The organism is Nonomuraea insulae, from assembly GCF_042656245.1.
This window is the reverse complement of record NZ_JBHSPA010000035.1, coordinates 119085-132901: the sequence shown is the minus strand read 5'-3', so window position 1 is coordinate 132901 and position 13817 is coordinate 119085. Positions and strand designations below refer to the sequence as shown.

Genomic DNA, 13817 nt, shown 5'->3' with positions numbered 1-13817 from the left:
TTCGTGGCATGCTGTCGGCCAGCTCGGGCGGGTGACACGTGTAGACCCGGGCCTGACCTGGTCAGAGGAGCAAAGCCATGAAGAAACGCCTGGCCCTCGTGAGCCTCCTGGCCGTGCTCGCGACCGGCTGCGGAAGCGGCGACGCGGACACCGACACCCTGAAGTTCCTCGGCCCAGAAGATCCCAAGACGTTCCAGCCGGTCATCGACGGGTTCCGGGCCAAGCACCCGGGAGTCCAGGTCGAGTACACGCAGATCCCGTTCGACCAGCTCAACAGCACACTCCAGCAGCGGCTGGCCGCCAGGGACACCACGATCGACGTCTACACGGTGGACCAGCCACGCGTCTCCGCGCTGGCCGCCCGGGGGTTCCTGACGGACCTGAGCGACTGGAAGGACCGGGTCAAGCAGGCGGCCCTGCCCGCCCAGTACGACGTCAACGAGCGCGGCGGCAAGCTCTGGTCGGTCCCCATCTGGACCTCCGACCAGTTCCTCTACTACAACAAGACGCTGCTCAAGAAGGCCGGAGTGGCCCCGCCGCCGAGCGACCCGGCCAAACGCTGGACGTGGGAGCAGACCGTCGCGGCCGGTAAGGAGGCCCAGGCCAGGGGCGGGGCGCAGTGGGCGCTCATCCCGGAGCAGATCGAGCAGTACTACCAGCTCCAGAGCCTGCCCGAGTCCCTCGGCGGCGGGTCCGGCATCACCGGGCCCGACATGCTCACACCCGCGCTGACCACCGACGGCTGGGTCAAGGCGATGACCTGGTACCGCGACCTGTTCGCGGGCGGGCTCGCCCCGCGCGGGGTCGGCTCGTTCCAGACCTCGCCGCTGTTCACCGAGGGCAAGGTCGCCTTCCTCGCCGGCGGGCCATGGGACGTCGGCACGTTCGCCGCCGCCAAGGACCTGGACTGGGGGGTGGCGCCCTACCCGTACTTCGCGGGGGGCGAGCAGGTCACGCCGACCGGCTCCTGGTCCTGGGGCATCAACCCGGCCTCCAAGAACCAGCGGCTCGCCCGCCAGTTCCTCGAGTACGCCGCCCTCGACCCCGAGGGCAACCTGCTCACCACGAAGGCCACCACGATCATCCCGTCGAACCGGGCGGCCTTCGAGAAGTACGTACCCACCCTCGACGCGCTCGGCGGCGACAAGAGCAAGGGCGCGGGCGAGATCCTCACCTACGACGCCGACCACACCGCCGTCGCGCGGCCCCGGTCGGTCGGATACATCCAGTTCGAGGACATCATGACCAAGACGTTCGCCGACATCCGCAACGGCGCCGACCCCAGGACCCGGCTTCAGCAGGCCACGCAGGAGGTCACGACCGCCTGGAACCAACTCCGATGAGCACCCTGTCGAACCACCGCGCCGTCACCGGAGCCGCACCCGCCACCAAAGCCCGCACCAGGGTGGGGCGCCCCGTGCTGGTCTCCCTCGCCTTCCTCGCCCCCGCCCTCGTCGCGCTCCTCGTCCTCCGCCTGATCCCGGCGGGCATCGCCTTCGTGAGCAGCCTCAACCACACGAGCCTGCTCACCGGCCAGACCAGGTTCGTCGGCCCGCGCAACTACGCCACCCTCTTCGCCGACCCGACGTTCCTGCAGAGCGTCCGCGTCACCCTCCTGTTCAGCCTGATCGTCAACCCCCTGCAGATCGCCGCCGCCGTCGCCCTCGCCGTCCTGTTCACCAGGCGGTTCGCGGGCGTGCGCGTCCTGCGTGTGCTGGTGATCCTGCCGATCGCCGTGCCCCCGGCCGTCTCGGCGGTCATCTGGAGCGTCGCCTACCGCCCGGACGGCCTGCTCAACTCCTTCCTCACCGTCCTCGGCCTCCCGCCGCAGCCCTTCCTCACCTCACCCGGCCAGGCCCTGTGGGCGCTGATCGTGCTGCTGTCGTGGATCGGCGTCGGCTACTGGATGATGTTCCTGATCGCCGGCATCCAGGACATCCCGGCCAGCCTGTACGAGGCCGCCGCCATCGACGGCGCCTCGGCCTGGCGCAGGTTCTGGCATGTCACGCTGCCCCTGTTGCGGCGCCCGCTGGCGTTCGTCCTGGTGGCCGACACGGTCTCGAACTTCCTCGTCTTCGCCCCTGTGCAGATGCTGACCAACGGCGGCCCCCAGGGCTCCACCAACGTCACCATGTACGACATCTTCACCCGCGCCTACACCGTGGGCGACCTGAGCCTGGCGCAGGCCGAGGTGATGCTGCTGGTGCTGCTCGTGCTGGCCGTGGTCATCGTCCAGTTCCGCCTCCTGCGCGGGAAGGACTGAGCCCCGTGTCCAGACGCCTCTACACCCTGCTCGCCACGCTCATCGGCCTGGCCTTCGCGCTGCCCCTGCTCTGGGCGTTGTCCAGCTCGCTGCGCGGCGGCTCGGAGATCTTCCAGCACATCTCCCGCCTGTCCTGGGAGACCTTCGTGCCCGGGGATCCCACCCTCGCCAACTACGCCGCCCTGGCCACCGGCGACTTCGGCCGCTCCATCCTCAACTCCATCCTCGTGGCCCTGGTCACGGTCGGGCTCGGCCTGCTCATCTCGGCAGCCGCCGCGTTCGGGCTCTCCGCACTGCGCTTCAGAGGCCAGGGAGCCCTGTTCGCCATCGTCGTGCTCAGCTTCCTCATCCCGTTCGACGCGATCGCGATCCCGCTCGCCACCCTCTTCCGCGACTGGGACCTGACCAACACCTACGCCGGCCTCATCCTCCCCGGGCTGGGCCACGGCCTGGCCATCTTCCTGCTGCGCCAGTTCTTCCTGGCCATCCCCGGCGACCTGGTCGAGGCCGCCCGCATCGACGGCCTGGGCTGGTTCGGCGTGTTCGCCCGCATCTACCTGCCGCTCTCACGGCCCGCCCTGGTGAGCGCCGGGCTGACGCTGTTCATCTTCCAATGGCAGTCGTACGTCTGGCCGCTGCTCATCGGCACCGACGCCGCCCACCAGCTCGGACCGATCGCGCTGGCCAACATGCGCGGCCAGTTCACCATCGACTACGGCCAGGTCTTCGCGGGGTCCATCGTCCTGACCGTCATCCCCCTGCTGATCATCCTGCGCTTCCAGCGACACTTCACCCAGTCCATCGCGACCACCGGCCTCAAGTAGCAGCCTTTCAGAAAGGTCACCATGCACGTCATCTTCGACACCGACATCGGCACCGACGTGGACGACGCGCTGGCGCTCGCCGTCCTGCTCGGCTCGCCGGAGGTGGACCTGCTCGGCTGCACCACCGTGTACGGCGACACGCTCCTCCGCGCCCGCCTGACCAAGCGCCTGGCCCGCCTGGCCTCCCGGTCCCTGACCGTCCTGCCAGGCTCCGCCGAGACCCTGACCTCACGGGAGGTCTGGTGGGCCGGGCACGAGGGCCGGCTGTTCCCCGACCTCTCCTCCGAGAAGGCGGATGAGGGGGACGCTGTGGCGTACCTGGTGGACCAGGTGACGAGCGCGCCCGGGGAAGTGGACGTCGTGGCGGTCGGGCCGCTCACCAACATCGCCCGTGCCGTCACCGCCGCGCCGTCCTTCGCGCGGGACGTCCGGCATCTCTGGATCATGGGCGGCCGCTTCGACGACCCCGCCCCCGAACACAACCTCAAATGCGACCCGGAGGCGGCCGCCGTCGTCTTCGGCTCGGGCGCCCCGATCACGGTGACCGGCCTGGAGATCACCACGACCGTACGGATGGACGCCGACGACGTGGCCGCCATCGCCGAGGCCGGGCCCCTGGGGGAAGCCCTCAAAGCGGAGATCGAGCAATGGTGGCGGTTCTGGAAGTCGGAGTGGAACTGCCCCCACGACCCGATCACCGTCCTGACGATGCTGGTCCCGGAGCTGTTCGCGTTCAGCCCTGAGGGCCGGGTCGTGGTGGGGGAGGACGGATCCAGCACGTTCGAACCAGAGGGCGGGCGCACCCGGATCACGACCTCCGCCCCGGTGCGCCAGGTCGCCCAGGAGATCGTCCGCCGCATCGCCGCCACGGGGCAGGTGAGCTGAGCGGCCGTTACCGCGCACCTTGGCCGGTCTCCGAGGGGATCATGGCATCGACGACCGCGCCTTGTGTCTACAGTCGGCGTGTGAAGTTCGACGATGACGCGGCAACGGTACGGATGACCGAGGCGGAGGCCCAGGCCAACCTGCGGGCCGTGCTGCAGCTCTGCGTGGCGGGAAAGTTGCGGTGCGGCGAGAAGACGCGGCGGCCGGGCGCGGCGACGGTGACGGCCGTGGCCTCGGTCCTGGCCGAGGGTGACTTCTACGCGGGGGAGGCGATCGCGGCGTTCGCCTGGCCGCTCTTACTGCAGGCCGGCGGACTGGCCACGCTGACAGAGGGCAAGTTGCGGTTGACCGTACGCGGGCGTGCGGCACTCACCAAGCCCACCGCGGAGACCATCAGGGATCTGTGGCGACGCTGGGTGGGCAACGCGCTGATCGACGAGTTCAGCCGGATCGAAGAGATCAAGGGTCAGCGCGGCAAGAACGTTCTGACCGCGGTGAAGTCACGCCGGCAGAAGGTCGCCGCCGCACTGAGGTTGTGCGAGCCGGGCGAGTGGGTGGCGATCGACGACCTGTTCGCTCTGATGCGCGGGCACGGGCTCGATCCGGTGATCGCGCGCAACGCACGGGCGATGTGGAAGCTGTACCTCCTGGACCCGCAGTACGGCAGCCTGGGATACGACGGCTTCGGCGACTGGCCGATCCTTGAGGGCCGCTACACGCTCGCCGTGGCATTCGAGTACGCCGCGACGCTCGGCCTGCTCGACGTGGCCTACGTCGAGCCCGAAGGGGCGCGAGAGGACTACCACGGCAACTGGGGATCCGATGACCTGGAGCGGCTGAGCCGCTACGACGGGCTGCGAGCCATCCGGCTCAACGGCCTGGGCTCCTACGCGCTCGAGCTCAGCGACACCTACGACGCGCCCGAGACCACGACCGACCGGACGCTCAAGGTGCTGCCGAACTTCGACGTCGTCGTCACCGGCACCCTGCCGCCGGTGGATCGGCTGACCCTCGACGCCTACGCCGAGCAGACCTCCGACCGCGTCTGGACGCTGTCGGCCCGATCACTCCGGGAGGCGCTCGGCAAGGGCGACGACCTGGAACGACTGCGGACGTTCCTGGCCGAGCGGAACGGGCAGACACTGCCCGACACCGTGGCCACGCTCCTCAAGGACGTGGAGCGCCAGGCCCGCCGGGTACGGGACCGGGGACTGGTACGCCTGATCGAGGCCGACGACGCGGCGACCGCGGCCCTCGTCGCGGGCGACCGCAAGGCCGGCAAACTGTGCCGCCTCCTTGGCGACCGTCACCTCGTCGTGTCCCCCGAGAACGAGGCCGCCTTCCGCAGAGCGGCGAAGTCCCTCGGCTACGTCCTGTAGACGAAATCACTCGCGTAGGTCGCGGATGCTCCAGGTGGCCGTCCACTCATGAGCTCGGACAGGTCGTCACCGACGATTCCGGCCACCTGCTGCCGGACCTAACCACGGCCCCGGGGTTCGGGGCAGCCGCAGGAGCCGCGGGGCACCAGGGTGGCGGAGAAGATCTTGATGAGGGGTGCCGCGTTCTCCTGCTCGATGGCTCCGACCAGGGTCTCCGTGGCGTGGCGGGCCATCTCGTCGATCGGCTGGCTGATCGTGGTCAACCCCGGCACCGTGTACGCGGCCTCCCTCGCCCCGTCGAACCCCACCACCGCCACGTCCTCCGGCACCCGCAGCCCGAGGTCGGCGGCGGCGCGCATGGCGCCGATGGCCTGGTCGTCGATCGAGGCGAACAGGGCCGTGGGGCGGTCGGCCGAAGATCGCAGGAGGCGCAGCGCGGCGTCGTAGCCGCCTTCCAAACTCAGCTCCCCCTCCGCGACCGGCCCCTCCCCGGTGAGCCCGGCTTCTCTCAGCGCTCGGCGCCGGCCTTCGGCCCTGAGGCCGACGGGGGTGATGTCCAGCGGGCCGCCGACGAAGCCGATGCGGCGGTGGCCGTGTTCGAGGAGGTGACGGGTGGCCTGGTAGCCGCCCTCCTCGTCGTCAACCGCCAGCCGGGAGAAGTGCGGCGGTGCGGAGTGGTCGATGGTGACCACCGGGACGCGGCCGCGCATCTCCTCGGCGCGGTCGGGCGAGACCGGGACCCGCATCAGGACCAGCCCGTCCACCTGATGCTCCATGAAGCGCCGCACATAGCCCTCCGCCCGCGCCGGGTCCTCGGCGGAGTTGCCCAGCAGCACCGAATAGCCCCGCTGCCAGGCCACCTCCTCGCAGGCCCGGGTGAACTGGCCGAAGAATGGGCTGGTGCCGCCCGCGCTGTCGGAGGCGATCACGCCGATGGTCCACGTACGCCGTGAGCGCAGCGACCTGGCCACCGCGTTGGGCCGGTAGCCGAGCTCCTTCACCGCGGCCAGCACCCGCTGCCTGGCCGCCGCGGAGACGGGCTTGGGCCCGTTGTTCATCACGTAGCTGACCACGGCGGGCGACGTGCCCGCCAGGCGTGCCACGTCGTTGCGCGTCACCACGCGCGTCTCACCCCGGCTCTCACGCAGACAGCTTACGGGCCTGCCCTCACCCCTTGGCCTACCGCTTTTCCGGCCTCCTCGGCGGCAGCGGAAACGGCAGGGAAACAACCACTGGGCTATCGATGGTCCGCATGACGTACAGAACAGCACTGACAGCGCTGGCGCTGGCGGCGGGGCTGGTGGCGCATCCTTCCGCGGTGAGCGCCAGCCCGACTGGGCCCGCCGTGGAGTGGAAATCCTGCCCGGCCTACTCCGATGAGGTGATCAGGAGCCTGGGCGTGACGGAGGAGCAGGTTCCGGCCTTCCACACCCTGATGAAGCGTCTGGAGTGCGGGACGGTCAGTGTCCCGCTGAATCACCGCGACCCCGGCGGGCGGGAGATCGACATCGCGGTGACTCGGCTGGCCGCCACGGACGAGGCCAACCGGCTTGGCTCCGTCGCCGTCCTGCCCGGAGGGCCGGGAAACAGCGGATATCTGGACCCGATCATGCGGTCCGCGCTCAGGAACGAGGAGATGGGCAAGCTCAACGAGCGATACGACATCATCGGCTTCGACCCCCGCGGGGTGGGGTACAGCACCAAGGTCGCCTGCCCGTCCCCGCTGGGAGGCCCGCAGCAGCCGGGCCCGCTGACCAAGGAGACGGCCAGGAAGATGCACGACGCCCAGGTCGCCGCCAACCAGAAGTGCGGCAGCTCCGACCCGGCCTTCCTCGGACAGCTCACCACCGACAACGTGGCCAAGGACCTGGACCTGGTACGGACCGCGCTGGATGAGCGCACGCTCAACCTGCTCGGCTTCTCCTGGGGCACCTATCTGGGCGCGGTGTACCGGAGCCTGTTCCCCGGGCACACCGGGCGAGTCTTCCTGGACAGCGTGGCGCCGCCGTGGACCCGTTTCGACAGGCACATCAAGGGGAGCGCGGAGGCGGCCGATCGCGACTTCGGGCGCATGGCCGCCTGGCTGTCCCACCGCGAGGAGACCTACGGCCTGGGCGCCACCGCCCGGCAGGTGCGCGAGCAGGTGGCCAAGATGGTCAGCGCGTACGACAGGAGCCCCAAGACCTACACCGACCTGCAGCGGCCGATCGACGGCTCGGCCGTCGCCGACCTGGCCATCCGGAACTCGACCGAGTGGGCGCGCGCGGGCAAGGCGCTGTCCGAGCTGCGGACGGCGGAGGGCGCCACCGCCCCGCCCGCCGTCAAGGAGTTGCTGGGCGCGCCAATGGATGGAACGCCCGTGCCCGGCGCGCCCGAGATGCTGAACAGGACCATGAACTGGGCGGTCGCGTGCAACGAGGACAGCAGCCGGGCCGGTTTCGACGCCTCCTGGCGTGCCTACCGGCAGCTCCTGAAGCGCCTCCCGGCGACCGGCCGGGCCTGGCGACCGGCCGATATGTGCTCCGGCTGGCCGCTGCCGGCGCAGCCCGGCACGCTGAAGCGGGTCAGCGGGTCACTGGTGCTGGCCGGGCACCTGTATGAGTTCATGTCCGTCTACGACTGGACGCTGCAGACCCGCCGCGCCATCGGCGGCACCGTCTACAAGGTCGCCGACGACGTGCACGTCTCGACCACCCGCGTGCCCGAGTGCGCCGCCGACGTGGTGAAGTACTTCGAAACGGGCCGGATCGACGCAGGTTGCCCGGGCATGAAGGTCACGGGCTGACCAAGGAGGCGGCCGGTCCGTGCTCAGCGGACGTTACCGGACCTGGGCCTCCCCGTACGGCACCAGCCTGACCGGGCCGAGTAGGCCGTACGGCTGGCGGGCCAGTCCGGCGTACACGGCCGGGTCCGCCACCCTGAGCCGGTTGCCCAGCGGCGTCGCCACCTCCACCTCGATGGTGTTGGTGCCGCGTCTGAGGTATGGGCCGAGGTCGATGACGGGGTGGATCTGGTCCACGGGGTCGAGGCGCCGGTCGTTGACGGTCACGCGGCAGGTGTCGGTGACCTCGCCCAGCTCCAGGTAGGCGCCCGTCCCGTCCAGTTCGACCGTGGTGGTGTAGGAGCCGATCCCTGACGCGTCGGCCAGCTCAGGGATCTCCGTCCAGGGGAGCAGCCGGTCCAGGGTCACGGAGTGCGTGGTCTTCGAGGGGGACCGGTCCTCCACCCGCAGCCGCCACGAGGAGAGCGGGACGGGGGAGGGGACGGGGCCGATGGCGGTGGTGAACGTGCGGCCGTCGGAGAGGGTGGTGGTGTAGGCGCCGGAGCGGGTGGCGCGGATGAGCAGGCGGCGGCCGGAGAATCTGGCGACGTCGGCGTCGGTGTCCGTGACATGCGCCCGCCGGCCCGCCTCGTCGCCGAACAGCCCGGGGCGGCCGATGGCCACGAGGTTCGCCTGGCCCGGCTGGAGGGTCACGCGCAGGCGGACGCCCTCGCCGTCCTCCGCGTACCGCGCGATCCGCGAGGCCCGTCCCGTCCAAGGGTCGAGGAGGTACGGGACGCCGTCATGGGCCGTGCGGGCCAGTGTGACCTCGTGGTCGATGGGGGTGACGGGCGGTTTGGCGTTCTCCTGGTGCTTGCCGTTGCACAGGTAGTAGTAGTCCACCTCCCCGTCCACGCGGCGCATGGTGAGCAGGGTGGACGGGGTGGCGTACCGGATGTCGGGGTGCACCCCGAGCGAGGCGAGGGCGGTGGGCACGTCCGCCGCCGCCGCGACCGTCCGCACCGTCGGCTCGGCCAGCAGGTCCGCGAGGAGGGCGCGGAGCCGTTCGTTGTCGCCGTCGCGGGCGACACCGGGCACCGAGGCCGATTCCCAGGCGCCGAGCAGCACGATGGGCAGGCCCGCCCGCGCGTACTCCAGCAGCCGCCCGGCCGTGGCGAGCGTCATCGTGCATTCGGAGGCGTAGAAGCGGTCGCCCTCCACGAACACCGCCTTGTAGGCGGGCGACCCCAGCCGCCCGCCTCTGACCCGGGCGCCGGGCAGGTCGAGCAGGGGGCCGCTGACGAACTGGTGGGTCCAGCCGCTCGGGATGCCGCTCGCGGTGAACCAGGCCGCGCCGATGCCGGTCTTGGTGTAGCCGGTCTGCCGGAGAACGGCCACATCGGCTCGCGGGGCACCCTGTCGCATGATCAAGTGAATTCGCGCGAAATATCCGGCAATGTCGTTGATGTGGTTCCAGGTGGGCTGGCGCGGGCCCCACGATTCCGAATAGCCCACCGTCCCGTTGTACGGCGTGAACGCCGCGAACCCCGGCCACGCCGCCCCGGGCGCGCTGGCGTACGAGAAGCCGTGCAGCACCGTCTGGTTCAGGCCCGCCGCGTAGGCTCCGCCCATCGTGCGCAGCAGCTTCTTCCAGGTCGTCGTGTACGCGCCACCCTGGTACGCCCCGGCCTCGCAGGACAGCACCTCGTGCCCGGCCATGTCCCGGCCCCCGGCCAGGCAGCGGTAGTCGTCGAGGTTCTTGAAGCCCAGCGACTCGCCCTCGGGCACGTCAAGGATGGCCGCCGCCTCGATGGCGTCGGTCTGCAGCCCGTACGGCTGCGCCCGCAACCGCAGCCCGAGCGAGTGCGCCCAGTCGCGCACCATCGTGAAGTGGTGCTGGTTGAACAGCTCGGAGACGGTGTCCCAGTAGTCCTTGCGGGCGTGCCGGGTCAGGACGGGGTCGAAGGCGAAGACGGGGTCCTCGTCCGCGAGGACGATCACCGGGAGGAAGGGCGCCAGCGCATACCCGCGCCGGCGCTCGAACTCGGCGGGCAGGCCGGGAGTCCAGGGGAGCGCGTCGCTCTCGATCTCGATGGAGTCCTCGAACAGCGCCCCGCCCGCGCGCCGCAGCAGCTTGCGGATGGCGGGGGTGAGCAGGTTCGACTCCCAGAAGTCGATCACCGCCTGGGTGCCCGCGCGGCTGAAGTGGTCCACGACGTACGACTCGGGCGCGGTGTGCGGGCCCGACTCTGGGCGCTGGCCGGAGCCGCGCTGCCAGTAGGAGATCAGCAGCCATTCGCCCTCGTCGGGCGCGGTCCAGGTGATCGTTGCGCCGGTCACGGGAACGTTCACGACGGAGGCGGGGTCGAGGCCCGTCTCGTCGCGGGTGTTGTTGGCGGGGTCGATCCTGGCGGCCTGGACGAGGAGCAGCTCGTGCTCGGGATGCCCGGCGACGGCCGGTGGCGGCACGGGGCCGGAGTAGGCGCCCGCGACGGTGACGGATCCGTGGGCCAGCTCCTTGGCGGCGGCCGGGCTGGACGGGGTGATGGTGGGGACCGCGGCCGGCCAGGAGGGGCCGATCGTCAGGTCGATGGTGATGCCACGTTCGGCGGCCTGGTCGAGTGCGGCTTCGACGGCGGTGTTCCAGGCGGGGGTGCCCCAGCCGTGGCCGGCCGGGTCGAGCACGGACTTGTCGCGGATGCTGTGGTGGACGGCCGCGATCTCCGCGCCGCCGAAGCCCGCGTCGGCGAGCTGGTCCACCTCGCGCCGGATCTCGGCGGGATCGACGTGCGCGTCGGGCCACCACCACCGCACCATCGGCCGCACCTCGGGACGCGGCCGGGCGAACCAGGCGGCTGAGGGCCGGGAGGCGGTGGAGGCCGCGGCGGCGGCGCCGCCGAAGGAGACCGTGGCGGCGGCAGCGGTCGCCGCGCCAAGCGCGAGAAAGCCACGGCGGGTGTGCGTGGGAGGGAGGTCGGTGTGCGAGGAGGGGAGGTGAGGGGGGTGGGGGAGGTTCACGGGCGCTCCAGGAAGCCGGTCCTGCAGGGGGGATCGCCGGTTGGTCGGGGCGCCGGACCACCAGGCCCGGCGCCCCGGTCAGAGGGGGCAGCTCAGGAAGTGCTGCCCGGGATCGGGTACGGGAACGCGCCCGTCACGCCGATCTTGTCGTACTCCATCTTGGACTTGTCGAAGCCGTCGGCCCAGTCGGCGTTCGTCACCTCGTTGCACTGGTACGCCTGGTAACTCTGGTCGCTGGTCTTGCCCACCTCGACGTTGGAGATGGCGAAGCCGCAGCCACCGGCGTCCATGTGCACACCACGCGTGCCGGAGTCCGGCATCGCGCCGGCCGGGTCGTTGATGACGTCGCCGATCACCATCTGGTCGACGTAGTTGTCGATCGGGTGCGGTTCGACGTTGTGCACGCCGTAGGTGTAGAAGGCGCCCATGTCACCGCTGTCGAGGCCGGCCTCCTCCAGGCGGATGTAGGAGAAGCGGTTGTTGCGGGCGTAGTTGTCCGCGTTCGCGATCTCGGGGCGGACCTCCAGGCTGATGCCGTAGCGGGCGCTGTGCTTGACCACCATGTTGGTGACCGTGTTGTTGCCGGTGCTCATCAGCTCCAGGCCGGACGCGTCACCGGGGACGAGCTCGCCGACGTGGTAGATGTAGTTGTTGCTGAAGGTGTGGTGCCCGGAGATGTCCCCTTCGCCGGGATAGCCGCCCTCCACCTTGATGCCGTCGCCGCCGATGTTGTCCAGCAGGCTGTCGGCCACCTTGACCCGCTCGTTGGCGAAGAGCATGAAGATGCCCGTGAAACCGCTGTCCGAGATGTGGAGCTTGGTCAGGTCGATGTCGCGGGTGTTCTCCAGCGTGATCATGCCGAACCTGTTGCGCGGCAGCTCGATCTGCCGGTCGTAGACCGGGTACTTGTGCGCGACGCCGGAGTCGCCCGAGTCGTTCCACCCGTAGCGGTACCAGTCGACGAAGTCGGAGTACTGCAGGGACAGCCCGTCGAAGGCGAGGTTCTGCACCCGGTGCTCGGGCGAGGAGCCCTTCATCGAGATGAGGGTCTTGACGGTGGGCGCCATGACCTTGTCGATCGAGGTCTTCGGCCAGTAGTAGACCTCGCTGTTGGCGAAGTCGAAGTAGTACTCACCCGGCTGGTCGAGGAAGCGCAGCGTGTTCTGCAGGAAGTAGCGCGAGCCGCTGCGGCTGTTGACCAGGGCGAAGCGGGAGGAGTAGTTGAAGGTGAAGAAGTTCTTGCGGAAGTCGGCGCCGCCCAGCGGAATGGTGTCGCTGAACCAGCTCCACGACCCGCCCGACCAGACGACGATCTGGGCGTTCTTGTCGAAGTCGGCGTCCCACTCGACGGGGACGTCCTTGGGGTCGAAGAACAGCCAGTTGTGCTGGGCCATGTACTCGCCCTCCGGCGTCACCGAGAACAGGTACGGCGACCAGAGGGAGTCGCTGGTCCTGTTCGGGTAGCGGGCGGTGGTGGCGCGCGCGCCGTCCTCGAAGAGGGTGTAGAAGTTCCGGTCGACCTTGGTCTTGTAGATGTTGTCCTTGTACTTCTCCCAGCCGGTGAGCGGCTTGGCGCCCAGCAGGCGGGCCTTGCCGGGGCCGTCCGCGCTGCGGTAGGTGATCTTGTGGCCGTTCTGGCCGGAGTCGGCCTCGGTGAACTCGATGGTCTTGTCGACCACGTAGTCGCCGGCCTTGACGTTGACCACGACGTCGCAGTTCTTGATCTTCTTGGCTCTGAGCTGGTCGCGAGCCTGCTCGATGGACTTCCACGGTTTCCTGGCACTACCGTCGCCCTTGTCGGTGCCCGACGGGGCGACGTAGTAGTCGCAGGTCTTACCGGCGGCCGCTGCCTGCGTCGGTACTGTCAGACCGCCCAGCAGTAAGACCACGGCGCCTATGGAGCGGAGGATCACTGGCTCTCCTTAATGTCCCGCCACCGTTCGTACTCGGCGCGGGTATCGGGGGTGAGTGGGTAGTAGTCGGAGAGGGTCGCGCCCTCCTCGATGCGGGCCCGGCTGAAGCGCTCCCACTGCTCGTGGTCGGCCGCGGCCTCCAGCACCGCATCGGCACGGCGCAGCGGCACCACCACGGCGCCGTCGTCGTCGGCCACGCACAGGTCGCCGGGCAGCGCGAGCGCGCCGCCCACGGCCACCGGCACGTCGTACGCCCACGGGAACAGCTCCGCCTGCGAGGCGTAGTGAGGCGTGGAGCCCGTGCTCCAGATCGGCACGCCGAGCTCGCTCACCCGGGGGGAGTCCCTGATCCGGCCGTCCACGACGATGCCGGCGCCGCCCCTGCGCTTGAAGTAGCGGACCAGCATGTCGCCGAAGCAGCCGGTGTACGCGCTGCCGTAGGCCTGCACGACCAGCACGTCACCGGGCTGGATGTCCTCCAGCACGTGCCAGAGGGCCGTGTGCCGCTCGACGTACTCCTGGCCGAGCCCGGAGGCGATGTCCTCGCGCTGCGGCATGAACTGCAACGTGCGCACCCGGCCGGCGATCTTCTGTCCTTGCGCGATGGGACGCGGCCCCTCGATGAAGGTGCGCCGGATGCCCTGCGCGTGCAGCTTGGCGCAGGCGGTGGCCGAGCTGATCCGGGACAGCCCCTCCACGAGGGCGGGATCCGGTTCGGCGGGCAACTCCCCGCGAACGGGCAGATCCCAGATGGCGTCGTCCATGTAACTCCTC

10 protein-coding genes are annotated in these 13817 nt (G+C 70.1%); 6 read left to right on the top strand and 4 right to left on the bottom strand.

Features of this window, described 5'->3' with window-relative positions:
- Positions 1-77 precede the first annotated feature (77 nt).
- From ACFPZ3_RS30430 to ACFPZ3_RS30410, 5 genes are all read left to right on the top strand, one after another.
- Positions 78-1343: an ABC transporter substrate-binding protein gene (locus ACFPZ3_RS30430; RefSeq protein ID WP_379517706.1), complete on the top strand. Its 1266-nt coding sequence runs from the start codon at positions 78-80 to the stop codon at positions 1341-1343.
- Positions 1340-2263 carry a carbohydrate ABC transporter permease gene (locus tag ACFPZ3_RS30425; RefSeq protein ID WP_379517705.1) on the top strand — a complete coding sequence of 308 codons (924 nt, stop codon included), beginning with the start codon at positions 1340-1342 and terminating at the stop codon, positions 2261-2263. The genes ACFPZ3_RS30430 and ACFPZ3_RS30425 overlap by 4 nt, the downstream gene beginning before the upstream one ends.
- 5 nt (positions 2264-2268) lie before the next feature.
- The gene (locus ACFPZ3_RS30420; RefSeq protein ID WP_379517704.1) at positions 2269-3087 is read left to right on the top strand and encodes a carbohydrate ABC transporter permease; all 819 of its coding nucleotides are present in this window, start codon (positions 2269-2271) and stop codon (positions 3085-3087) included.
- Positions 3088-3108: 21 nt separating this feature from the next.
- Positions 3109-3972: a nucleoside hydrolase gene (locus ACFPZ3_RS30415; protein ID WP_379517703.1), complete on the top strand. Its 864-nt coding sequence runs from the start codon at positions 3109-3111 to the stop codon at positions 3970-3972.
- A gap of 80 nt (positions 3973-4052) precedes the next feature.
- Entirely contained in the window at positions 4053-5351 is a 1299-nt protein-coding gene (locus tag ACFPZ3_RS30410; protein ID WP_379517702.1) for a helicase-associated domain-containing protein, read from the top strand.
- A gap of 98 nt (positions 5352-5449) precedes the next feature.
- On the opposite strand, the gene ACFPZ3_RS30405 is transcribed toward ACFPZ3_RS30410, so the two are convergent.
- Positions 5450-6472: a LacI family DNA-binding transcriptional regulator gene (locus ACFPZ3_RS30405; protein WP_379517701.1), complete on the bottom strand. Its 1023-nt coding sequence runs from the start codon at positions 6470-6472 to the stop codon at positions 5450-5452.
- A 131-nt stretch (positions 6473-6603) separates the two neighbouring features.
- Between ACFPZ3_RS30405 and ACFPZ3_RS30400 the strand changes: the two genes are divergently transcribed.
- A complete protein-coding gene (locus ACFPZ3_RS30400; protein WP_379517700.1) occupies positions 6604-8136 on the top strand; it encodes an alpha/beta fold hydrolase in 1533 nt (510 codons plus the stop codon).
- Positions 8137-8169: 33 nt separating this feature from the next.
- Here ACFPZ3_RS30400 and ACFPZ3_RS30395 read toward each other — a convergent pair whose 3' ends face one another.
- The 3 genes from ACFPZ3_RS30395 to ACFPZ3_RS30385 form a co-directional block, all read right to left on the bottom strand.
- Complete coding sequence (locus tag ACFPZ3_RS30395) at positions 8170-11130, bottom strand: glycosyl hydrolase (RefSeq protein ID WP_379517699.1); 2961 nt, start codon at positions 11128-11130, stop codon at positions 8170-8172.
- Between the two features lie 92 nt (positions 11131-11222).
- The gene (locus tag ACFPZ3_RS30390; protein ID WP_379517698.1) at positions 11223-13043 is read right to left on the bottom strand and encodes a right-handed parallel beta-helix repeat-containing protein; all 1821 of its coding nucleotides are present in this window, start codon (positions 13041-13043) and stop codon (positions 11223-11225) included.
- Complete coding sequence (locus ACFPZ3_RS30385; RefSeq protein ID WP_379517697.1) at positions 13040-13807, bottom strand: RraA family protein; 768 nt, start codon at positions 13805-13807, stop codon at positions 13040-13042. The genes ACFPZ3_RS30390 and ACFPZ3_RS30385 overlap by 4 nt, the downstream gene beginning before the upstream one ends.
- Positions 13808-13817: the final 10 nt, after the last annotated feature.